This window comes from Microscilla marina ATCC 23134, from assembly GCF_000169175.1.
Lineage (GTDB): Bacteria > Bacteroidota > Bacteroidia > Cytophagales > Microscillaceae > Microscilla > Microscilla marina.
Genome location: NZ_AAWS01000005.1, coordinates 265,440 through 288,240 on the forward strand (window position 1 = coordinate 265,440; position 22,801 = coordinate 288,240).

At 40.5% G+C, this 22,801-nt stretch carries 17 protein-coding genes and 1 riboswitch; of the genes, 13 read left to right on the forward strand and 4 right to left on the reverse strand.

Annotation, left to right across the window (positions count from 1 at the left end):
• The first annotated feature begins 4 nt into the window (after window positions 1-4).
• Complete coding sequence (locus tag M23134_RS06105; RefSeq protein ID WP_002694618.1) at window positions 5-874, forward strand: anti-sigma factor; 870 nt, start codon at window positions 5-7, stop codon at window positions 872-874.
• A 109-nt stretch (window positions 875-983) separates the two neighbouring features.
• Here the strand turns inward: M23134_RS06105 and M23134_RS06110 are convergent, their stop codons facing one another.
• Together M23134_RS06110 and M23134_RS06115 are read right to left on the reverse strand one after the other, a co-directional pair.
• Window positions 984-1,202: a hypothetical protein gene (locus M23134_RS06110; protein ID WP_045113080.1), complete on the reverse strand. Its 219-nt coding sequence runs from the start codon at window positions 1,200-1,202 to the stop codon at window positions 984-986.
• Between the two features lie 373 nt (window positions 1,203-1,575).
• Window positions 1,576-3,021, reverse strand: a complete 1,446-nt coding sequence (locus M23134_RS06115) for a LysM peptidoglycan-binding domain-containing protein (RefSeq protein WP_002694620.1) — start codon at window positions 3,019-3,021, stop codon at window positions 1,576-1,578.
• Window positions 3,022-4,052: 1,031 nt separating this feature from the next.
• Between M23134_RS06115 and M23134_RS06120 the strand changes: the two genes are divergently transcribed.
• The 3 genes from M23134_RS06120 to M23134_RS06125 all read left to right on the forward strand — a co-directional run bounded on the left by M23134_RS06120 (window position 4,053) and on the right by M23134_RS06125 (window position 7,921).
• The gene (locus tag M23134_RS06120) at window positions 4,053-6,479 is read left to right on the forward strand and encodes a ribonucleoside-diphosphate reductase subunit alpha (protein ID WP_002694622.1); all 2,427 of its coding nucleotides are present in this window, start codon (window positions 4,053-4,055) and stop codon (window positions 6,477-6,479) included.
• A 324-nt stretch (window positions 6,480-6,803) separates the two neighbouring features.
• Window positions 6,804-6,944 carry a hypothetical protein gene (locus M23134_RS40965; RefSeq protein WP_157558361.1) on the forward strand — a complete coding sequence of 47 codons (141 nt, stop codon included), beginning with the start codon at window positions 6,804-6,806 and terminating at the stop codon, window positions 6,942-6,944.
• 437 nt (window positions 6,945-7,381) lie between these two features.
• A complete protein-coding gene (locus tag M23134_RS06125; RefSeq protein WP_002694624.1) occupies window positions 7,382-7,921 on the forward strand; it encodes a transposase in 540 nt (179 codons plus the stop codon).
• Window positions 7,922-9,316: 1,395 nt separating this feature from the next.
• Here M23134_RS06125 and M23134_RS06130 read toward each other — a convergent pair.
• Window positions 9,317-10,603, reverse strand: coding sequence for a glycosyltransferase (locus M23134_RS06130; protein WP_002694625.1), 1,287 nt, complete (start codon window positions 10,601-10,603; stop codon window positions 9,317-9,319).
• A 216-nt stretch (window positions 10,604-10,819) separates the two neighbouring features.
• Here M23134_RS06130 and M23134_RS06135 point away from each other — a divergent pair, with 216 nt between their 5' ends.
• From M23134_RS06135 to M23134_RS40745, 6 genes are all read left to right on the forward strand, one after another.
• On the forward strand, window positions 10,820-11,377 hold the full coding sequence (locus tag M23134_RS06135) for a YqgE/AlgH family protein (RefSeq protein ID WP_002694627.1): 558 nt from the start codon (window positions 10,820-10,822) through the stop codon (window positions 11,375-11,377).
• 177 nt (window positions 11,378-11,554) lie between these two features.
• Window positions 11,555-12,460, forward strand: a complete 906-nt coding sequence (locus tag M23134_RS06140; RefSeq protein WP_002694628.1) for a leucine-rich repeat domain-containing protein — start codon at window positions 11,555-11,557, stop codon at window positions 12,458-12,460.
• Between the two features lie 583 nt (window positions 12,461-13,043).
• Complete coding sequence (locus tag M23134_RS06145; protein ID WP_002694631.1) at window positions 13,044-14,000, forward strand: tetratricopeptide repeat protein; 957 nt, start codon at window positions 13,044-13,046, stop codon at window positions 13,998-14,000.
• Between the two features lie 83 nt (window positions 14,001-14,083).
• Window positions 14,084-14,785, forward strand: a complete 702-nt coding sequence (locus M23134_RS06150) for a hypothetical protein (RefSeq protein WP_002694633.1) — start codon at window positions 14,084-14,086, stop codon at window positions 14,783-14,785.
• A 66-nt stretch (window positions 14,786-14,851) separates the two neighbouring features.
• On the forward strand, window positions 14,852-15,016 hold the full coding sequence (locus tag M23134_RS40970; RefSeq protein ID WP_002694634.1) for a hypothetical protein: 165 nt from the start codon (window positions 14,852-14,854) through the stop codon (window positions 15,014-15,016).
• 287 nt (window positions 15,017-15,303) lie between these two features.
• On the forward strand, window positions 15,304-18,237 hold the full coding sequence (locus tag M23134_RS40745) for an eCIS core domain-containing protein (protein ID WP_002694637.1): 2,934 nt from the start codon (window positions 15,304-15,306) through the stop codon (window positions 18,235-18,237).
• Between the two features lie 561 nt (window positions 18,238-18,798).
• On the opposite strand, the gene M23134_RS06160 is transcribed toward M23134_RS40745, so the two are convergent.
• On the reverse strand, window positions 18,799-19,797 hold the full coding sequence (locus M23134_RS06160) for an ATP-grasp domain-containing protein (protein ID WP_002694638.1): 999 nt from the start codon (window positions 19,795-19,797) through the stop codon (window positions 18,799-18,801).
• Between the two features lie 425 nt (window positions 19,798-20,222).
• Window positions 20,223-20,336, reverse strand: a riboswitch (SAM riboswitch).
• A gap of 485 nt (window positions 20,337-20,821) precedes the next feature.
• Between M23134_RS06160 and M23134_RS06165 the strand changes: the two genes are divergently transcribed.
• Genes M23134_RS06165 through M23134_RS06175 form a run of 3 tightly spaced genes read left to right on the forward strand, consistent with a single transcriptional unit; the run spans window position 20,822 to window position 22,793 of the window.
• The gene (locus tag M23134_RS06165; protein ID WP_045113083.1) at window positions 20,822-21,577 is read left to right on the forward strand and encodes a hypothetical protein; all 756 of its coding nucleotides are present in this window, start codon (window positions 20,822-20,824) and stop codon (window positions 21,575-21,577) included.
• 29 nt (window positions 21,578-21,606) lie between these two features.
• Window positions 21,607-22,143, forward strand: coding sequence for an OmpH family outer membrane protein (locus M23134_RS37610; RefSeq protein WP_002694641.1), 537 nt, complete (start codon window positions 21,607-21,609; stop codon window positions 22,141-22,143).
• Window positions 22,140-22,793 carry a hypothetical protein gene (locus M23134_RS06175; RefSeq protein WP_232296778.1) on the forward strand — a complete coding sequence of 218 codons (654 nt, stop codon included), beginning with the start codon at window positions 22,140-22,142 and terminating at the stop codon, window positions 22,791-22,793. The genes M23134_RS37610 and M23134_RS06175 overlap by 4 nt, the downstream gene beginning before the upstream one ends.
• Window positions 22,794-22,801: the final 8 nt, after the last annotated feature.

The following is a 22,801-nucleotide window of genomic DNA, read 5'->3' on the forward strand; positions in this document are numbered from 1 at the left end:
CAACTTGGACATACAAGCTTACATATCGTCGGGGATCATAGAAAACTACGTTTTAGGAGCAACTACGCCCGAAGAAAACGCTGAAATAGAGCGTTTGGCACAAGAGTATCCTGAAATACAGCAAGAGATAGAAGCAAACAAACACGCGCTGTTGGCGTATGTGCTTGATTTTGCTGAAGAACCCCCTGCCGACATTCGTGACAAGGTATTGAGCAAACTTGATCAGTTGGCAGATGAAGAAGAAACAGATGATGACAACTTTGCTATAGAGAAAGAAATAGCCAATATTCAGGAGGCACCCTCTAGGCAACTGTTCCCTTTCAAAACTTATATGGTGGCAGCATCCTTTGTATTGCTCGTGGCTAGTTTTAGCGCCAACATATATTTTTATAGCCAGTGGCAACAAACAAAAGATAATTTGAACGTGGCACTGCTGGATAAGCAAATGATGGCTAACACCCTCAAAACTCAAACTACTAAGCAGAGTCAGGTTTTAGACCAGGTAAAAGAGGAGTTGGCTATTTTGAAAAGCCCCGCCATTGCCTCGGTAAAACTTGCCTCAGTAGATGGCGCACCGTCTTGTTCGGCAAAAATTTATTGGGATACCAAAACCAAATATGTGTACATAGACGCGAGTAAATTACCCGAACCTCCTAAAAATAAACAGTATCAGTTGTGGTACATTGATGGTAAAAACACAGTAGATGCTGGGGTGTTTGATATGGGTAAAAAATCTGGCCATTTGCAGAAGCTCAAACTGGTACCCAATGCCCAGGCTTTTGCCGTAACCCTGGAAAAAATGGGAGGTGTACCTAAGTCAGAAGGTGACCTGTATGCCTTGGGCAAAATGGAAAACGAAACAAGAGAAAATTAGCTGATAGGTTATCAATAATTGAGATAAAAGCAAACAACGATTATCTGTAATATCTTTAAGCAATGGATCAGGCATTTGGTGCAACATCAAATGCCTGATTTTTTTATGCTTAACTCACTACTTCATAACTCTTGATCTCGATGCCGGTTCCCCACATAAACACCGACATTTGCTGGGCAGACTCTTCTGCTTCTATTGTTACTTTGAGCCCCTCTACTTGAAGTGCTTTAGGCATATTGGTAGGACGCCATTTTTTATCATCGTTGCCTATGATACCCCAAAAACCAGGTCCTAAATGTTGAAATACTACTTTTCCGTTGATAGTCATATAGTTGATTTGTTTTTTTAGTAATATACCTACCGCCAAGGGTAAGTTCAAAAATGATTTCCAATATAGTCAGAATCGAAAAAAACAAGCCCCATGAATTGTAATTTTGCTTAAAATATAACTCTATGGTTAACATAATTGAAGTTATTAAACAAAATTCTTCATTTTGCCTCATACAACCTGAAAGTTAGGTTTGATAACTCGCTCTTTGTAATGATGGTTCAGTATATTTGGGGTACCAAAAAATAAGGAGGGGAGAAGGTGGGATTGCCTCAGGCAGGCATCAATGAAGAATAGCCCTTAAGCAAACTTTCAGTAATTACACCAGCCCCCATCGTGCCAGATGAGGGTGGTGGTGTGATCAGATAAATATTTAATCCTCAGGGCTAAACACATAATATGTCTTGCCAGCCTTTAAGCGCGTATTTCTTCGGAGCTTGTTCCAGCGACGAAACTGGGCTTCAGTAATTTTGTGCTTCTTACAAACCAAGGCAACCGTATCGCCGGTTTTGGCAATATAAGTAACTACAATTTCATCATTTTTTTTGAGTTTATCCTTTTTAGTAGGAGCGCTTGTGCCTTTAGGAGCAGTTATGTAATAGGTTTTTCCTGCATAAATTTTGTCTTTTCGTTGAAGCTTATTCCATCGACGAAAATCAGCACTGTTGATGCCAAACTTTACACAAATCTCTGAAACTGTGTCGCCACGGCGCACCTTGTACTGACCATTTTTGCTTTGGGCAATGGTTTGTACAGGTTTTTGTACATAATAGGTTTTTCCTGCATAAATTTTTGACCTGCGTCCCAAACGGTTCCAACGGCGAAAATCTGCAGCAGAAATATTAAACTTTGCACAAATCTCCGATACAGTATCACCTCTTTTAGCCTTGTAGGTTTTTACCTTTTGAACTTCTTTTACTTCTTCTTTTTCTTTGATGTCATTTACTACCGCTACCTGAGGTTTTTCTACGATTTGGGTGGCGGGTGGTGGGCTTACATAATAAGCTTTCTCTACCAAAAGGCGGGCATCTTTCTCAAGTTGATTCCAGCGCATAAACTCGGTAACGTGAATCTCAAATTTACGACAAATCTGAAAAAGCCCGTCGCCTTCCTGAGCCAGGTACTTTGCGCGCACAATGGGTGGTGTTACATAGTAGTACTGGTTGGCGTAAATTTTATTGTTGGCTGCCACCCCGTTCCAGCGTTTAAAGTCATCACGGTCAAGGCGATACCTCTTACACAATTTTATTAGGTTTTCGCGACGTTTTGCCAAATGTTGTTTGCGTTGTTTTACCTCGTTTACACTTACCTCACCATCTCCCAACTCACTGCCTTGTATAATATCATAATTGAAAGTATGCTCGTGTTTTTTCGGGTAACCCGCGATCAAAGGGACTACCTCTTGCACAATAATTTTGAATGATAGCAGATTGTCCTGGCTACTCTTCATCTCAAAATTACCCAAAAGGGTAGAAGCACTCTTGCTATATTGTTCAGGTTGAGCTTTGTAGGCTTTTTGTACCTTTTCTAAAAATGATTGCACGTGCCCATAAAGCAGGTTTTTCACCTTTTTATTCAGTGATTTAGCCAACACTGGATAATTATTTTCCAAAAACTTGGGGTAATTAATCTGGATGGTATAATAAGGGCAGTCGCCCGCAACACAATAAGATTTCTTTGCCAAGCTGTCCTGGTCAAAGTTTACGGTGCCTATATTGTCTTGAGCGCATACAGGGGCGCAAAGCATCAGCAGCAGCCATAATACTCCTCCAAGCGGGAATCTGAGTATAGTTTGTTTTTTCATGTTCAACTGTTTCATATCAAAGTGTATACTATTTTGGTAGCGTTTGTTTGAGTGTTTTAACGCTCAAAATCTACTTATTTGTGTTCCGAAAACAAAACTGCGTAAATTTTTATTACGCCAAAAGCGTGTAGTTAAAAAACTCTAGTAGCATATTTGTGAAAAACCATGACTTTACCTTACTTGCCTCTACCTGCTAAAATCAGTGGAGGTACAGGGGCTTTATATTTTTTTTTGTTGGTAAAAAGTCAACTTAAGAAAAAGAGAAAATTTAGCGAAGCTTTTTTTGGTTGGGTCAATCCGTGAACCCCCTATTTTTTTTAAAAAAACAAGTTATTTTTTTATGACCATCTCCTTTCTCACTTCACCTCATGAGATATGCTTTGGCTATCAGGCAATTCGCTGCCTTTTGCGTGGAAAAATACGTTTATTCGGGCTTTAAATGTTAAGTTTTAACATCGAAAAAAATTACGAAAACTTGTCGGTTACAAGGGCTTTTTTGTAAGTTTAAGTTTAGTTTGAAAACAACCTGAGAATGGTTTGCTCAAATGGATAGCTTTAGACTTCTGGAGTAGTTTTTGAATACTGAGATTTCTTAAGCACATCTGTTGATGCACACATAAAATCATTCTCAATACTTACAAAATGTGACCTTCAAATTTGCAAAGATGGGGAGAGCGATTGTTAAATATACAAGCAAAGGTACACAGGTAAGCATTCAATAAAAGAACCAGATACTCAAATATATAATTCTCATTATCAGCTAGTTATGTTGATTGTAAAAATAACTGACTAATAACCAATTAGTTAGTATGTACTCTCCTGATTATACCAAATAATATTCTCGATGTTTGTAAAAACCGACGGGAAGAACTGATGTAAAATTCACATTTTTTTGATGTTTTTTTCATACTGAAAACTAGATAGTTATCAGATAATTCTGCTAATGTTACTTTAGCGAAAGGGAGCTTTTGCTTGTGAATTTAGCTTTTTAATCGTAACTTATAAAAGATTTTTAAACCGATATACCCAAATAAAGAGGCGAACATATGCAAGTAATTAAACGCGATGGCAGACGCGAGTCTGTAAGATTTGATAAAATTACGGCACGTATTGAGAAGTTGTCATATAGCCTGGCGCGCGACTATGTGCAGCCGGTAGAGGTAGCCAAAAAAGTAATCACTGGAATTTATGATGGAGTGACTACGATAGAGTTGGATAACCTGGCCGCTGAAACCGCCGCTACTATGGCAATTAAGCACCCTGATTATGCGATTTTGGCAGCTCGCATAGCTATTTCTAACCTTCATAAAACTACTTCTAAAGTTTTTTCAAAAACTATGAAAGAACTTTATGAATATATCGACCCAAAAACTGGAGAAAAAGCCGGGCTTATCTCAGACGAAACCCACGCAGCAATTCAAAAAAATGCCGCTGTGCTGGATTCCTCTATTATCTATGACCGTGACTACAACTACGACTACTTTGGGTTTAAAACCCTGGAGCGTTCTTATTTGCTAAAAATGGATGGTCAAGTAGTGGAGCGCCCTCAGCACATGCTCATGAGGGTGGCAGTAGGCATTCATGGCGAAGATGTAGACAAAGTACTGGAAACGTATGAACTGTTGTCGGGCAAGTGGTTTACCCATGCCACCCCTACTTTGTTTAATGCAGGTACTCCCAAGCCTCAACTGAGCAGCTGTTTCTTGCTTACTATGCAAGACGATAGCATTGAGGGCATTTATGATACCTTGAAACAGTGCGCCAAAATCTCGCAATCGGCGGGAGGCATTGGCCTCTCTATTCATAATGTGCGCGCTACGGGCTCTTATATCAAGGGCACCAATGGCACCTCTAACGGAGTGATTCCTATGTTGAAGGTTTTTAACGACACGGCTCGTTATGTAGACCAAGGCGGTGGAAAGCGTAAAGGGGCTTTTGCGATTTACCTGGAACCCTGGCACGCCGATATTTTCGAGTTTTTAGACTTGAAAAAGAACCACGGAAAAGAAGAGTTAAGAGCCCGCGACTTGTTTTATGCCATGTGGTTGTCTGACTTGTTTATGAAACGCGTAGAAAACGACGACACCTGGTCATTGTTTTGCCCCAATGAAGCTCCCGGCCTGCACGAAGTTTACGGAGAAGAATTTGAAAAATTATACGAACAATATGAGCTTGAGGGCAGAGCACGCAAGGTGATCAAAGCGCAAGATTTATGGTTTAAAATTCTTGAATCACAAATTGAAACGGGTACGCCTTATATGTTGTATAAAGATGCTGCCAACGAAAAGTCGAACCAGAAAAACCTGGGAACGATCAAGAGCAGTAACTTGTGTACCGAGATTATGGAATACACCAGCAAAGACGAGGTAGCTGTGTGTAACCTGGCTTCTATTGCCCTGCCTAAGTTTGTGATAGATGGCAAGTTTGACCACCAAAAACTATATGAAGTAACTCAGGTAGTAACCCGCAACCTGAACCGCATCATTGACATTAACTATTATCCGGTAAAAGAAGCCGAAAATTCTAACTTGCGTCACCGCCCAATTGGCATTGGAGTACAAGGACTTGCCGACACGTTTATGATGTTGCGTATGCCGTTTGACTCTGAGGAAGCTAAAGGCTTGAACAAAGATATTTTCGAGACCATTTATTTTGCCTCTATGACTGCCTCTATGGAGCTTGCTCAAAAAGAGGGGGCGTATGAAAGCTATAAAGGTTCACCTGTTTCTGAGGGTATTTTTCAGTTTGATATGTGGGGCGTGAAACCAGAATCGGGTCGTTGGGATTGGCAAGCCTTACGCAAAGACGTGAAAAAACACGGAGCACGCAACTCGCTATTGTTGGCACCTATGCCTACTGCTTCTACCTCGCAGATTTTGGGCAACAATGAGTGTTTTGAACCTTATACTTCTAACATTTATACGCGTCGTGTACTTTCGGGCGAGTTTGTGGTAGTAAACAAGCACCTGCTGAACGATTTGGTAGAGTTGAACTTATGGGGCGGAGATATGGAAAACCGTATCAAGGCAGCCAATGGTTCGGTACAAAACATTCCAGAGATTCCACAAAACCTGAAAGATATTTATAAAACTGTGTGGGAAATCAAACAAAAGGATGTTGTAGATATGGCAGCCGACCGTGGTGCTTTTATCTGTCAAAGTCAGAGCTTGAACATTCATATGGAAAACCCTACTTTTGGTAAGCTTACTTCTATGCACTTTTACGCCTGGAAAAAGGGCTTAAAAACCGGTACTTATTACCTACGCACCAAGGCAGCTGCCAAGGCTATCCAGTTTACCGTAGAGAAAAAGTATCAGGAGGAAAGCAAGGGAAAGATTAATGGGCAGGCGGATTTAGTAGCTACTACCGCCTCAGCGTCTGCCCATCAGAATGGTAGTGTATCGGAAGAGTACAATGTAGAAGGACAAAACTGCTCGATCGACGATCCAGATTGCGATTCTTGTGGAGCTTAGTCGGGTATTAGGTTTTGCCTAAAATATAAACGCCCCTATTTTCATTTTTGTGAAAGTGGGGGCTTTGTTTTGATATAAAATCTTAATTGTTGCCATCGTTACTCACTCTCTGGGTTAGTTTCGTTTAAGACCAAGAGTTGATGGAAGAATGTTCAACAACACTGAAGTTTGATGTAACAAAATAACCCCACCAAGCCTGAAAAAACTTTGAGCATAGGGGTGTTCAAGCTACTTATTCAGACATATTGAAATTTTCTTCGTAAATTGTATGTATGAACTCAAAAAGGGTTCAATCAGGTTTTTTTTACCATAAAATGCATGATTATGAAAAGTAAAATCAAGAAGTTTAAGAAAGTAGTGATTTCCAAAAAGCAGTTAAGTACATTGAAAGGAGGGCTGTTAAGTGGTAGGCTTGATGAACTTGAGGGTGATATAAGCTGGCACGAATCTAATGATAATGGATAGTTGTTTAGAAAATAACCTACTTATAACCCCCATGTTCATTTTTGAGCGTAGGGGGATATTGAGTGAACTTTCTGTCTTCATCACAACGGCTAACCCACTCGAACAACCACCTCCGTATTGGTCTTAGGCCTGCCGTGACCAATACAATGTTTATTCAAAACTTTGCGATCGTTCTTCACTCTCTTGGTCGGCTTCGCTAAAGACCAAGAGCTGAGGCTTGGGTTCTTTTTGATTCAATATCTGTTAGTTTTTACGGCGAAGTTCAATCCACCCAAATAACCACCTCCGTATTGGTCTTAGGCTTGCCGTGACCAATACAATGCTTATTCAAAACTTTGCTATCTCTTGACCTGATTACTTAAGATCAAGAACTGAAAGTAGCCGATTTTTATTTCTTCACGTCTATAATCATAATATTCTTTCAAAACAGTATACCTATGGACGAAGATTTTCCAGAGCATCACTACATTGGATTTTTTACAGCCACTGTTTTACGGTGGAAAAACCTTTTATCTCCTGAGAAGTATAAAAACCTCATTATTAAAAGCCTTGATTTTTTGGTTACAAAAAAACGAGCAAAAATATATGGTTTTGTTATTATGCCTAACCATATCCATATATTATGGAAAATACAACCACCCCATAAGTTAAAAGAAGTGCAAAGAGACTTTCTTAAATTTACTGCACAAAAAATATCTCAGGACTTGAAAAAATACCACCCAGAAGTATTGAGCTTTTTCAAAGTAAAAACTTCTGATAGAAAATATCAGTTTTGGCAAAAACAATCCAGAAATGCCTTGTATGATTCTAGGGAGGTTATAGAACAAAAGTTAGATTATATACATAATAACCCTTTTCAGGGAAAGTGGATGTTAGCAAACTCATTGGATGAGTATCTTTATAGCTCTTATAGGTTTTATGAATATGATGATGATACGTATAACTTTTTATCTCACTATATGGAGGTATTTGAATAATATAATTAAGCCCTAAAAAAGTTAAGGTTATTTTATCTGATACGATCATTCTTCGCTCTCTTGGTCTGCTTCGCTAAAGACCAAGAGTTTGGAAGTTCAACCAACCCAAACAACCTCCTCTGTATTGGTCTTAGGCTTGCCGTGACCAATACAATGCTTATTCAAAACTCTGCGATCGTTCTTCGCTCTCTTGGTCTGCTTCGCTAAAGACCAAGAGTTTGGAAGTTCAACCAACCCAAACAACCTCCTCTGTATTGGTCTTAGGCCTGCCGTGACCAATACAATGCTTATTCAAAACTTTGCGATCGTTCTTCGCTCTCTTGGCCGACTTCGCTAAAGACCAAGAGTTTGGAAGTTCAACCAACCCAAACAACCTCCTCTGTATTGGTCTTAGGCTTGCCGTGACCAATACAATGCTTATTCAAAACTCTGCGATCGTTCTTCGCTCTCTTGGTCGGCTTCGCTAAAGACCAAGAGTTTGGAAGTTCAACCAACCCAAACAACCCCCTCTGTATTGGTCTTAGGCCTGCCGTGACCAATACAATGCTTATTCAAAACTTTGCGATCGTTCTTCGCTCTCTTGGTCTGCTTCGCTAAAGACCAAGCGCTGAGGCTTGGGGTTCTTTTCAACACGATGACTAACCAACCCAAACAACCTCCTCTGTATTGGTCTTAGGCCTGCCGTGACCAATACAATGCTTATTCAAAACTCTGCGATTGTTCTTCGCTTTCTTGGTCGGCTTCGCTAAAGACCAATAGCTGAGGTTTTGGATTCTTTTCAACACGATGACTAACCAACCCAAACAACCTCCTCTGTATTGGTCTTAGGCCTGCCGTGACCAATACAATGCTTATTCAAAACTTTGCGATCGTTCTTCGCTCTCTTGGTCTGCTTCGCTAAAGACCAAGAGTTTGGAAGTTCAACCAACCCAAACAACCTCCTCTGTATTGGTCTTAGGCCTGCCGTGACCAATACAATGCTTATTCAAAACTTTGCGATCGTTCTTCGCTCTCTTGGTCTGCTTCGCTAAAGACCAAGTGCTGGGGGTTTGGGTTCTTTTTGATTCAATATCCGTTAGTTTTTACGGCGAAGTTCAACCAACCCAAACAACCTCCTCTGTATTGGTCTTAGGCCTGCCGTGACCAATACAATGCTTATTCAAAACTCTGCGATTGTTCTTCGCTCTCTTGGTCTGCTTCGCTAAAGACCAAGCGCTGGGGGTTTGGGTTCTTTTTGATTCAATATCCGTTAGTTTTTACGGCAAAGTTGGAAGTTCAACCAACCCAAATAACCACCTCCGTATTGGTCTTAGGCTTGCCGTGACCAATACAATGCTTATTCAAAACTCTGCGATTGTTCTTCGCTCTCTTGGTCGACTTTGCTAAAGACCAGGCCTAAAAAAACTCCACCATTCCCTGATGACCTTTGTCTATAGCGCGGTAAGTTTCCAATAAAACTTTGGCATTAGTAGAAGCCGGAGAAGGGTGACCAAGCATGCTAAGTAATTGGAGGCTTGCTTCGTGAATAGCTACTTCAGGGTAGTAATGATCGCGGGCAAAATGCACATATTTGAGAATTTTCAAGCCATCGAGCCAATGAAACCAACGCTTGAGGAAACTGCCTATAGTAGCCGTTTTTTGACGGATGTCTTGCACTTGGGTAACAAATTCTTCCCAACCAAAAAACGCCTGAATGCTTGCTGGAAAACCCTCATGCAAAGCCTTCAGTGAAGCCTCGTTTTGCTCAAAAAGCTGCGGACTGCTCTCCAAAAAAGCTTTGAGGTCAACAAAAGTTTGTGGGGCATAAGTAAACAATATTTTCTGGGACTGGTCTATCCATTTTTGTTGGGCTTTGCCCGTTCCAAAGGGTACACGGTGCGAGGTACGTGACGAAGGGTATACTGTAGTTTGATTTATTTCATAATATTTGCCCAAAGGCGCTATTTTGTGCAAAAAATAAAAATCTTCTCCTGCCTTACGACGGTTCATTCCGCCCGAAAGGGCATAGATATGAGCGCGGACTGCCATACTAGAGCCTATAGTGTGATAGGCATAAGGAAACCCCGCCAAGCGTAAAGCAGCCACATAATAACGCAAAAACAGTTCGTATTGTACAATGCCTTCTTGCAAGGTTTCTGATACATCGGGGCGGTGCTCAAAATAGATAGATGCCGACTGAATGCCTTGGGCAAAGGCTTGCTCAAGTGCTACTAAATAGTTGGGTGCCACCCTACAGTCGGCATCGAGGCATACAATGCCCCCGTTGATGCCTATAGCCCCCAAGCGGTACAAAGCCTCGTCCATACCTATTTTGCGGGCAAGCCCTACCCCAGCCGATTTTTTTGGCAAATCGTACGCTGTTATGACGTGCACTGTAAGCCATTCTGGATGATTTGTGGCTATCCACTCGTTGGCTAGAGCTACAGTTTGTTGGTTTTGGGCAATGCTATGTTCAGGGGCATTTACTCCCTGATTGACCACTACAATCACTTCTACCGGGGCTTGTGGTGGTTGGCAGGCAGCCAAAGACTCCAGCGTGCCTGTAAGGTCGGGTTCGTCGTAGCAAGGAATGACTACTACCAGTTGAGTTTGAGGGGCAAGCGGGGCTTGAATTTGGGGTGGTTGATAGCTGAAACGTTGTTGGTAAAAACTAATCTTTTCTCGAAAGGTTTCCGTTTTCATAGTATAAGATATTGCGATTTATTATTATGCAAACCAGAATGATATAATAATTTATTTTTGTCTATTCCATAAGACAAAGGCGCAAAACTAAGTCGAATGAGCTTACCAGACAAAACAGCTTTGATAAAGTATACCAAATTGATCAATCGCAAGCGCATACCTGAAAAATTTATGTAGGAATTAAAGACTTTTATTTTTCATATAAAGAAACAATCTATGTCAAAACAATCAGTCAAAAAAGGAGACTTGCTCATTGCAGAGCCATTTCTTGGTGATCGAAACTTCGAGAGGAGTGTAGTACTGCTCTGTGAGCACAACGACAAAGGTTCTTTTGGTTTTGTGTTGAACCAAAAAGCCAATGTAAGCCTTAAAGATGTGCTGGAAGAAGATATCCTGGAAGATGTTCCCTTATTTGTTGGCGGTCCTGTCCAACAAGACACCCTACATTTTATTCATCGTACCCCCGACTTGTTTGACAATACTGTAGAAATAGCCAAAGGCATTTTTTGGGGGGGCGACTATGAACAACTCAAGGCATATTTGAGGGTAGGTAAATTGCAAGAGCAAGACATTCGTTTTTTTCTGGGATATTCGGGTTGGGGCGAAGAACAACTAGACCAGGAGTTGGGGCAAAACTCTTGGGTGGTGAGTGCCTCAGACGCTAAGTTTATTTTTGATACCGAGCCTGATCAGTTTTGGCGAGGTGTTTTGCGTAGAATGGGGGGCAAGTACAAGGTGATGTCGCACTATCCGACTGACCCACGTTTGAATTAGTGTAAAACGAGTTGAAAATTGATAATGGGCGCAAAACTAGTCTATAGAAGGAGTTTCTTAGGTTTTTGTTGGGTGTTATATTTGCAATTATAAGAATGAATAACACATATCCTTGCAATAAGCCAACTTTAAAAGGTACATCATCTAACAAAACTCTCGTTGACTGACTCAACAAAAATGACAGCACAAGATCATTTTTTACAACTTTTGGGTTCTGCTGAAATAGCCAATGTAGAGCTTGCCCTGCAAATAGCGTTGGGCAAGCCTGAGTTTCAACCTTTGGTGAATAATTACCTGGAGCTTTATCAATGTTTTGTGTATAAAGACCTCCATCAGTTAAAGGCTTCGCATATTATCAGGTTCAACCAGCGCACTTTATCAATTGTCAATCATCCCATAGGTACTATTCCCGCCGCTATAGGGCAACTAAAGCACTTAAGTCAACTTACCTTCCAGCAAAACCAGTTAGGCCACCTACCCGACGAAATGATTGAACTGAAACAGCTCAAATCATTGAGTATTTACGAAAACAATTTTCAGAACTTCCCGCTTATTATTACCCAAATGCATCAATTGACTGAGTTGATCTTTTCACACAATACATTGCCTGTATTGCCTGCTCAAATCAATCGTTTACAGAACTTAATAAATTTGTCTTTGAATCATGTGCGCTTAGAATACTTGCCCGAAGAAATAGGACAGTTGCATAAACTAGCTTATTTGAGCTTGTTCAATAACCGTTTGCTAAAGTTGCCCAAAAGTTTGGGTCAACTGACCCAGTTACGTAGCTTAAACCTGGGGCACAACCACCTTCATGGCTTGCCCGATTCATTGGGTCACCTTCAATCACTTGTTCGACTAGACCTTGCCCACAATCAATTGACTGATTTGCCTGCAACTTTGGCTGATTTGTCTAATTTGCGAAAGCTAATTTTGCGTAACAATCAGTTTGTTCGGCTGCCGGCAGTATTGCGTAAACTTACAAATCTCAAAGAAATTTATCTGGCAAACAACCCTTTATCTCTGGCTGAGAAACATCAATTGAAAGAATGGTTGCCTGAATGCAATATGTATAAAATGTAGGGGTGAGAAAGAGTGAGTGTAAAGAAGAAAAAAGGGGAGGGTTATAAAAAAGAAATGCTTAACATTTGGAGGATGGTAAGCATTGATAGTAATTTGTAGAATATTTGTTGTGTTTAGGGCACAGCAGTTCTATGATACAGCTGTTGCCTATACCTAATGATTAAATAAAAGAGGGTACTTATTTACCGTCTTTTTTGGTTTTAGTAGTCAACTCATTCAAGATAGCTTCTCTGTTTTTGTGAACAGCTTTAAGCTCTTTGATTGCTGACTCTAAATCTTTCATCAATTTTTTGTTATCAGTGTTTGCCATCGTATTAATCCTTACCTCTGTGGAATAAAAAATGAAAATATTGACTTATTTTAAGCAAATATAGTACACTAATTTGATAAATTAAAATAATGTGTTGCAAAAGTTACTATAAAAAGAACTTTTAGATCAAATTAGTAGAAAACCTGCTATAAATGCCGCTTATTTGTGCGTAAATGCCGCTTATTAAATGTGATACCCTGTTGTTTGTTTTGTGCACTCAACAGTTGAATAACTAATGAATAGTTAAAATTATTGTATAAAGTTACACGTAATATGAACATCCAAAAGAAACTATGTAACCTTTTATTTGGCGTAGTCGTAGCCACCACATTTTGTGCCTGTCAGTCATCAAAATACGACCAAGGTATGGTAAACCTTTTCCTGAAAGGGAATGTCAACCTGAAGAAACAGCAGTATAAGCAAGCCATTTACTATTATACCGAGGGAATTAAGCGGGACAGTTCGTTTTCGGAGATTTATAACAACTTAGGCATCGCCTTATTCAATATGGGAAACTACTCCAGGGCGATCCATCATTATAATAAAGCCATTGCCCTCGATTCTGTACTCATGGATGCTTATTATAACCGAGCCAATGCACGTTTTGCCAGCGACGATCTTTCGGGTGCCCTTGCCGACTACAATGTGGTGGTCGCTCAATACCAAGACTCTAGTTACGTGTTTTTTCGCCGTGCTACTACCTACATGCAGTTGAAAAGGTACGATGATGCCATCAAAGATTTAGACAAAGTAATCGGGCTTGAGCCCAATAACTCAGATGCTTTGGGTAGTAGGGGGTATTTGCTGTATAAAGTAAAAAAGTATGAGGCTGCCGCCAAAGATTTGCAAAAGGCTATAGAGCTCAACAAGCGTCAAGATTTGGCTTATGCCAATTTGGGCTTGGTAAAAGCCGCACAAGGCGATACTATGGCAGCTTTTGTTCAGTTAGGCAAAGCATTGGAAATAAATGTGGTAGAAGCATACATTTTGGGGAACCGGGCCTGGCTATACGCCGAAAGTAATCAGCTGGACAAAAGCTGGAAAGACATAGAAGAGGCGCTCAAGTATGACGACAAAAGTGGATGGGCGTATTTTGCCAGAGGAGTATATTATCTCAAAAAAGGCGCTGCACAAAAGGCTTTAGATGATTTTGCTAAAGCACGCAAACTTACCAAACACTTGACCGACCTGGAGGCTTATGAAACCAAAGCCCAAGCTTTGCTAAAATAATGTGACATTGAAGTCTCATTTGTTTATATTGTTAGAATTACCTTTAACTTTGTAAAGTAAATGTTCAATTTTATGATTTGCCGATGATGAACAGCACTTTTGTTGTCAAACTATTTTTACTCATGTTGCTTGTTGGTATGATGACGGCTTGCGCCGATAAGCGTAAACACGATAAAAATCGCCCCAATGCCAGAAGAACTTCTCAATCAGACGATTTGTCGGATGGAACACTTTTACATAACATTCCAGACTCGATGCGGGTAGGCAAAAAACAACGCATTGAAGTAAGACTTTCGCGTGGGCAAAACCGCATTACTATAGTAAAAAATGTGCGTGGCTCGCAAAAGGTAAAAATACAGGAAATAAAGGTTGGAAGCGCCATGGGGGTAAAGCTGATTGCCAGCCCACACGACTTTGAAGTACTGAAACATAGTTCTGAGATTCAGGCAGTAAGCCGGAGAGGGTATACCCTATGGGAGTGGGACGTAACCCCGCTTAAAGATGGCAAGCTTGACTTGCACCTGAAGGTGATTGTGCGCAAAGGTGATTATAACAAAGATTTGCCCGTATTGGACAAAAGCGTACAGGTAGTAACCACCGAAACCAAGCGCTGGGTGACGTTTTTTAACAATAATAAGGAGTGGATTATGGGTTCGCTGGTAATTCCTTTGCTGTTGTTTATTGCCAGCCGTTTGGGCAGGCGCCGACCTAAACCAACCCCTAAAAAAACTACTGCACGAAAAAAAACGAATACTAAAAAGAAAACCACGCCCAGAAAGCGCTGAATGAACTTTTAATCGCTTCAAGGTGTTTTAAAAACAAGCAATTACCCAATTAAAACATTGAATATTATGTGCATAGTAAAAATAGATATAAGCGAAGATACCCGCAATGCGTTTGGCGAAGGCGATGCCAATGAGACAGTGTACGAAGCAGACACCGTGAGCAACTCCGAAGAGATAGTTGCAGAGAAAGAAGCCGTTATCAAAGAAGTCTCTATTGACTTTGGGATGTAATTATATTTTTTGGTAAAATAAAAAGCAACAAAGGGTTGACAACAAACTGTTATCAGCCCTTTGTTGTATAAGCTGTTGATCATTAGCCCTTATTTTTGGAAAAGTGTATCCCAATAAGAAACCCTTAATTTTATTCCATCTGGCAATCCTTTTTTACCTTCTGCAATAATTAATATCACTCTATCAAGTTTCTTCTTTTTCATTGAAAAAAAAGCCGCAAGTCTTAGTTACAAAGAAGTGCTTCCCTGCTTTTGCTTCTATAACCCGTAGAAGTAATCACAACATTTATGTCCAAGATACAACAAGGCAACGAAGCCGATCAAAATCAGCAACAAGTACAAGATCAACCTACTGTGCAGAAAAAAGAGTCGCCAGAGGTGATTCAAAACAAACTAGCCCAGGCTATACGTTCTCCACAAAGTGATTTGCCTCCCATTCAAAGCAAACAAGGCAGTCAGTCTCCTATACCAACCAAGCAAAGTGGAATGCCTCCCATTCAAAGTAAAGAGGGGCAAAGACCTACCCTTCAGGCAAAACAACGCCCTATACAGCGCAATACGAGCAATGGCAAGAGCAGCGGCAATGTAAACGAGGCACAGGTAAAAACCAACGTGAGCAATATCATGGGGGTAGATGTAACCCAAGCCAAGGTAAACTATAACTCTAGCAAACCTGCCCAGCTTAAGGCAGAAGCCTACGCCCAAGGCAACACCGTAGAGATAGCCCCTGGTAAAGAAAAGCACTTGGGACACGAACTTGCCCACATAGGGCAACAAGCTCAAGGGCGGGTACAACCCACCATTCAGGGCAACAATGGCGTAGGTATTAACAACGACCCTCAACTAGAGAAAGAAGCGGACGACATTGGCGACCAGGCAATGAGTATGAAACCTGCTCAGTTGAAGCAAGGTGGTGGCATGAAGTCGTCAGTGGGGAATACCCAGCAGGGGGCACCTGTGCAGGGCTACTTTGTATATGATAATGCAGTAAAAATGTCTGAAGAAATGGCCCAGTTTATAGCCAAGCAACTGCAACATAAGGGAGGGCTTACCAGTTTCTCAAAGGCAAAATTAAGCAAAGACCCTGTTCGATTTGAAAAGTGGTACTACCATATGGAGGATACAGGACAGATCAGCAAAAAAGATATAGAGAGAATAGGTTGGAAAGTGTTTGGTGAAGATAAATCAAGGTTTGATAAGGATGAAGACTTAAAGCGTCAAAATCAAGATCCAAAGTTTACTAAATTATTCCGTAAAAACTCTGTATTTGACATTAATGAACACTTTGTCGATGAGAAGTTTGTGGGGCAAAAGGAGCTTGAAAAGCAGTTTAGAACCGTTTTTGATGATGAGCCTGTGTATGAATCAAGTAATCAGAACTTTATGATAGATGGGCTTGGACAGCAGGAAACAGATAGTCAAGGCATAAAGTGGGGTGAACTTGAATACGAAAAAATGAGTAAAAACCTTGAAAAGGTATCTAAATTAGAGGATGCAATGGGTTTTTTGTATCATTTGGATGAACAAGGTTTAAACCTGTCTCACGAAGACAGTGAAAGAGGTTATAAGAGCATACAATCAAAACTACCTAAAAAAGGAGGTAAACGCCTTTCTCGCACTGGGTATTTGGGTGATGCCCGAAAAAGAGGCGAGATTTTGCGATCACTTGAAGAGGATTTTTCTTTACCTAAAGAGACTGTTAATCAATACGAAAAGGATTTAAGAGCGTATGCTAAGAAAATTGGCGATTATGATTCTAAAATTAAAAAAGCGCTCACAAGAGAAAAAAAGCAAAAAAAGAGTAAATCATCAGATAAACATAAACAAGAGAAGCAAGAATACATTCAAAATCACCATTTTGAAGGAGATAAAATATTGCATCAATTGTATTTAAAAAATGAAATTAAAAAACTGGAAGGAGATTGGGAGTATTATAATAGTGAAATAAGAGATGGTATAGCAGGCATGGGAAATATGGTGAAAGGGAATGACAAGCCCAATACCATGCTATATGGTTTCGACCCTAAAAAGCCAACCAAAAGAGTAGGTCAAGGCTCTCAGCACATGAAGAAAAAATTGTCGTTGGAAGATACCAAGGTTTTTCACCTGCAAGGGCACGGAAGCTTTGAAACACCATCGAGCTATTTACCTACTAAGATGGATAAAGTGCCTACGAAGCAGTCTAATATTGCACAAGTAGGCGGTGTATTTACAATGGATCAAGTAAGAGCGCAAGCCATTGCTTATTTCAAAATGATGGTAAAAAAACATGGGGGGCAGTCTCCTTCAGATATTTCTATACCTGAAAATAGCTTTTCTATCGGCTACTTGTCTCACTATGGTTTACCTTCCATTACTCCATTAGATAGCAAACTTAAAACAGCGGGACCTTATACCACCGAAAAAGTACAAAACTTACGAGGAAAAGACACAGTTGATGTATTAGAAGAAATGCCTGACACTATGCAAGGTTATATTCCTAATGTAGGAATAGCTCAGGAAAATAGGAAAGAAAGCCCTCAAATGGGAATGCACAGTGTGGAACATGGCAACCCTACCAGCCAGAAAGGTACAAGTAATGTGGATTTTGGGGTACAAGATTTTCCAGAACAGCTTCGCGATGGTAGAAGAGAAAACAACCCACATGTAGGAGTATTTGGAGCTATGGTATATACCTTGGGTAAACAATTGTTTGCCCAATGGTTGAGGGAGCAAAAAGACAAGCCCAAGTATAATCAAGAGAATCCTTTTAAGCTTAAACAAAAAATTCTTTACCTATGGAATAATTGCCGAAATGAGATTATGAATAAAGAAAACATGCGTCAGGATATTTATTATACCTGGCAAATAAAACATGGGCTCAAACCTCAGTCTCCAGGCAAAGACTCTTACTTCCAAGGACTGTCACAAAAAGAACAAATGAAGGTGATGGAATCTATAGTAAATGAAGAAACGCAATCAAGCAAAGATGGAAAACTAGATGGCATCAAGCCAAAAATGGACATCGATAAACACGATACCAAACAAAGCTTGCTTGCCAAGCTTTATGATGTAGTATATGAGGGACTGATTAAGAAAGATACAAAGATGGAACTTATGAAACATGGTAGTAACACCGAAGAGTTGCGTAAGGTAATAAAAGAAAAACAAGAAGCAATTGATCCTAAGGCACTGGAGTCGATCGAACAAATATTGCAAATGATAGACAAGGCCAATGATTAAAGTGTATTTATCCACACCCGAAACCATTCTTCGGGTGTTTTTTATGGCACTAACAAAAAAAAACTGAGCGATAAAACCGCTCAGTTTTGTTCATTGACTTTCTACATTCCATCTAATCAAAAGTTAAACTCTAAACTCTATCATAGGAATAGTACAATGCTAACGGGTATCTGGATGAGTGTTCATAGTCCACAGTATTCAGTCGATAGCCTCTACAGCCTCAAGCTTTTAGCGACAAGCTGCTTTTCAAGCCTATTACCGATTTTATAGAACACTGATTTTTAGCGGTTTATAAAATCGGTAGATAGAAGTATCACCCTGAAAACTGATGGTTTATGTCATAGTGTTTGATCAGTGCAGCCCAGCCTAAGCCGGGTTGTGCACCGCTGTGTTCATACGTGTTATAATGTTCATTATTTGATAGTGTTCCTGAATAAATTGTATCTATAGTGTTTTCAATAGTCCATAGTATTTAGTCGGTAGTCCATAGCTGATTCGAGCTACTTGTCGCTTGCTGCTAAAAGCTTGTGGCTAGTCAAACACACTACTTGTCGCTTGCCGCTAAAAGCTTGTCGCCAACTGAGGTTGTTTGATTTCGCTCCATTCATCAAATAAAAACTCCGCCAGTTTGCGGGTGCCCTTCAACGCTCCGCTGGTAGACTTTTGTTCAGCCCTCCAATTATAATTAGTGTTCGTGTTAATATCGTATACATATATTTCTCCGTCTGCTGCCTGCAGGTACTCTATAGAAGCTACCTCTACCTGATTGGTTTGTAAAAACTGCTCGAAACGCGCCAGGTAAGGGTGCTGGTAATTGTCTATGATTCTAAACTTTTCTTTGGGTGCTTCACTATTGTCCAGTGCCCGGTTGTTGCAAGCATCGGCAGGGCAAAGCTCAAACCCTTGCGAGGTGTCCACCTCAACCGCATAATAAAGTTGCCCATTTATAAACTCTACCCGGTTGATGTGTCCACCCTTGGGTTTGATATACTCTTGAATAAGGTAAATACCGTCTACTGAAGCCAATACATTGAGGTAATCGTCTAAGGCAAGCTCAAAACTCTCAAGCGAGTGAAACAATTGCACCCCCAAACCCTTGCCGCCACGGTTAGGTTTTACAATAAAAGGGGCATCACCTAGTTTACGGGCAGCATCCAGCGCCGCTTGTTTACCACTTACCACGTAGGTTTTAGGAGTTTGAATGCCGTGTTGCTGTAGGGCTATATGTTGTTTGGCCTTGCTTTCTTCCAGCCTCAAAGCCGCCGTTCCATTGATCACCCGTCGTCCGTGGGCTTCTAGCCAAGCCAGAATCGTTTCGGTAAACTCTATTGCAAACCGATGGTTACGGGTATGCGAAGAAGCACTCATTCGACTAAAAAATATGCCTTCGGGTGGTGCCTGGCTCAGGTCAATGCGCCCTTCGTGGATAAACCAACTTTCGTAGGGCACCCCCAATAGTTCCAATTCTTCTTTCAAAGGCTCAAACCACTCATTATTTTCGTGTAAAATGTAAACTTTTGGCTGTATATGTTGGGTATTATTTCTAGTTCTTAGTTCCATTGTATTCAGTGCTTTTAGTGTGTAAGATGTATCTACTTTATAAGTTGATACACTTACTTTTTGATATAAGTTTATTGTATTTGAGAAACAACCATTCTTATATATGATTGTCATAGCCAAATATGCGAAACTTTATTCCTTTGGCAGGAAGGGTTTCGGTGTTTTGGAAAACCGGGAAATAATTAGCAAAATTTGTAAGGAGTAGCCTACTTTTTAGCAAAGGTGTTGCTCAGAAACTAAAAGGTAATTTGCTACATTGAATGGTATGTGTGGGTAGAATTTACCAACAACAGCAACAACAACAACAATTTGTGGAAATTGAATGGTGAGTGATGGCTCTATGAGCGCTTTTGGATGTGTGTACTCCGTTTGTTTGTGGAGTGTTTACGTAAGATTTAAATGTCTGTGTTGTCATAATGATAATTAATTTATTTTTCCCATTCATTATACTTGGGGCAGGACTTGGCACCGTTCTCAATAGTTGATGATGGTTGCCAGAGGGTCTAGGAGCCTGTTCTCTCACCTCTTCTCAATAAATCAATTCTCCGTGAAGTGAACTGATGATGCAAATGTATGGCAGCGATTTTTAAAAACCAAACATCTCGTAAAAATATTCGATATTTTTTTCAAATTTGATTCTATGCTTTCTAAATATTGCTTGTAAGTATAACTGGTTGGTTGGGTACAAAGATTTGTTTTATGAAGGCTTTAACAGTTCTTTAACGATGGTATTTTTTTTATAATCTTCCACCTCCCTGCTTTTGAATGACTTGATAATCCCTGCTGATCTGATAAATAACATTTACCCCCAGCAAAACCTCTTTTTATTGTCGTGATAAAAAGCATTAGAGAGACAAGTGATGTATGTTTTTGAAAAAAAATTAAAAAAGATTTAAAAAAAAGTCCATCGACGCTACAAAACTTTGGTATATCTCAGGTATACACCTCTTGCGGCTTTTAGAGCCATTAGTGGATCAACATTATTAGAACAAATTATTAGGTGAGATTGATTAAAAAAATACCCATGAGATCATTATCTGTCATCATATTATTCATAGGGCTGTGTGCCCAAATTACTTATGCCCAGCTGGGTACAGTATCGGCACCGCGCCCGGTTTTCCCAGCCAAAGAGCAAGTCGTTCAACATACGTTTCCTACGTTTAGCTGGATGCCCATGTACCCACAAAAATACACGGCTACTTATGAGTTTAAGCTTGTAGAAACAATGAAAGGACAATCGCCCCAGGCCGCTATTCAGGCAAACCCACCATTGATTACAAAAAAATACCTGCGCCTGCCCACTTTTACCTACCCTGCATCGGCGCCTGCCCTTGCCAAGGGCAAAGCATACGCCTGGCAAGTAACTGCTACTTATTATGTAGGTGTCAACGAATCTTCGGTTCCCCGCAAACTAGCCAGCGAAGTATATAGCTTTCAACTTGAAAAACCCCGCCCTACTACTTGCATCACACTATTGACCGAACAACCCGACAGTCAACAGTTTTATGTAGTGAACGATTACAAGCTACGGTTCAATCTGGCTGCCCAAAACCATCAGGAAGTAAGGGCGCTTCAATTTACCATTGCCAACAAACAAGGCGAAAGCATTACCAATCACCGCATTGTGCCAGTAAAAGCCAAAGATGCAGAGGGACAGTACATCATTCCTTTGCGAAAGTATGCCGCGTTTAGAAAAAAACGCACTCGAAACCAGGTGTATGTATTGAAAGTAAACACGCCTGAGGGGAAAACCTTTCAAGTAAACTTTACGGCTAAATAAAGCGATCCATTAAAACAACTTGTCTCAAAATGAAAAATCAAATACTCGTTATTTTTAACCTCCTCCTCTTACTAGGGGTCATTGGTTACCTGGCGCTAAAGCCCACCCAAAATCATCGGATTGCTTATGTACGTTCTGCCGAACTTATGGATAAGTACCTGGGGGTAAAAGAAGCACGGTTGCAATACAACAAGCAGTTAACCGCGTGGAAAGTAGGGGCTGATACCCTTGAAAAACGCGTAAATGCCACGATGAACTTTATCAGTCACCAAAAAAGCAGCTTGAATGATCAACAGCTCAAGCAGCTACAGGTAGAGATGCAGCGAAGAAGGGCAGACCTGGACAGGTACCAGTTAAACATACAAAAAAAAGCCGCCAGCAAGGAGCAAAAACTTTTTGGAGGAGCAGTTAAACAGATCAACAGTTTTGTAGAGCAATACGCCAAAGAAAAAGGCTATAGTGTGGTACTGGGTACTACCAATGCAGGCAACCTGATGTATGGTGACAAAGCCCTGGACATTACAGAAGAAGTATTGACTGCACTTAACCAAAGTTACAAACAATGAAACGGAATTTACTTTATCTAATGGCGTGGGTGGGGTGTTTGTGCTGTTTTACCAGCTGCCAAAAAGTAATCAAGTCGCAGGCTGCACTGTATCAGTGGGTGCACAATGACAACCACGGATTGATAAAAAAGAAAACCGTGGGACAGGTGAGACTCAGCATGAAGTATTTGCCGCCAGAGTTATTGGTAAGCAAAGAACTGAGGGGACAGTACACAAACCGCAAGATGGTAGACAGCTTGCTGGCTCAGTATAAAACCGGGCGCACTTTTTTGTTAAACCTTACCCTAAGCGGTGAAGGAGACAAGGCCTCGGTACAGGATATTTTATACAAAGATGCCCACTCTTATGGTGCCTATAAACAGCGGGTAATGGAAATGAACTTTAACATGGCGCAGTACATTCGCCTCAAGGCAGGTGACAAAGTAATGAAGCCCGTAATTGCCAACATGGAAAACACCTATAGCCTTACCAAAGGGCGCAATATTTACCTGGTGTTTGCGGGTGATGAAGCCAGTCAGCAAGCTTTAAAAAAAGCCAAAAAACTAGACATTACTTTTACTGATCAACTTTTTGAAACAGGAATCCATCATTTTGTATTTGATACAAACGACTTAGACAATATACCACAGGTAAGCTACCTGCATAAATAAAGTGATAC

Excerpts from the sequence above, each read along its gene's own strand:
- M23134_RS06110 (WP_045113080.1), bottom strand. The coding sequence starts at position 1,202 with ATGACTATCAACGGAAAAGTAGTATTTCAACATTTAGGACCTGGTTTT.
- M23134_RS06115 (WP_002694620.1), bottom strand. The coding sequence starts at position 3,021 with ATGAAACAGTTGAACATGAAAAAACAAACTATACTCAGATTCCCGCTT.
- M23134_RS06120 (WP_002694622.1), top strand. The coding sequence starts at position 4,053 with ATGCAAGTAATTAAACGCGATGGCAGACGCGAGTCTGTAAGATTTGAT.
- M23134_RS40965 (WP_157558361.1), top strand. The coding sequence starts at position 6,804 with ATGAAAAGTAAAATCAAGAAGTTTAAGAAAGTAGTGATTTCCAAAAAG.
- M23134_RS06125 (WP_002694624.1), top strand. The coding sequence starts at position 7,382 with ATGGACGAAGATTTTCCAGAGCATCACTACATTGGATTTTTTACAGCC.
- M23134_RS06130 (WP_002694625.1), bottom strand. The coding sequence starts at position 10,603 with ATGAAAACGGAAACCTTTCGAGAAAAGATTAGTTTTTACCAACAACGT.
- M23134_RS06135 (WP_002694627.1), top strand. The coding sequence starts at position 10,820 with ATGTCAAAACAATCAGTCAAAAAAGGAGACTTGCTCATTGCAGAGCCA.
- M23134_RS06140 (WP_002694628.1), top strand. The coding sequence starts at position 11,555 with ATGACAGCACAAGATCATTTTTTACAACTTTTGGGTTCTGCTGAAATA.
- M23134_RS06145 (WP_002694631.1), top strand. The coding sequence starts at position 13,044 with ATGAACATCCAAAAGAAACTATGTAACCTTTTATTTGGCGTAGTCGTA.
- M23134_RS06150 (WP_002694633.1), top strand. The coding sequence starts at position 14,084 with ATGATGAACAGCACTTTTGTTGTCAAACTATTTTTACTCATGTTGCTT.
- M23134_RS40970 (WP_002694634.1), top strand. The coding sequence starts at position 14,852 with ATGTGCATAGTAAAAATAGATATAAGCGAAGATACCCGCAATGCGTTT.
- M23134_RS40745 (WP_002694637.1), top strand. The coding sequence starts at position 15,304 with ATGTCCAAGATACAACAAGGCAACGAAGCCGATCAAAATCAGCAACAA.
- M23134_RS06160 (WP_002694638.1), bottom strand. The coding sequence starts at position 19,797 with ATGGAACTAAGAACTAGAAATAATACCCAACATATACAGCCAAAAGTT.
- M23134_RS06165 (WP_045113083.1), top strand. The coding sequence starts at position 20,822 with ATGAGATCATTATCTGTCATCATATTATTCATAGGGCTGTGTGCCCAA.
- M23134_RS37610 (WP_002694641.1), top strand. The coding sequence starts at position 21,607 with ATGAAAAATCAAATACTCGTTATTTTTAACCTCCTCCTCTTACTAGGG.
- M23134_RS06175 (WP_232296778.1), top strand. The coding sequence starts at position 22,140 with ATGAAACGGAATTTACTTTATCTAATGGCGTGGGTGGGGTGTTTGTGC.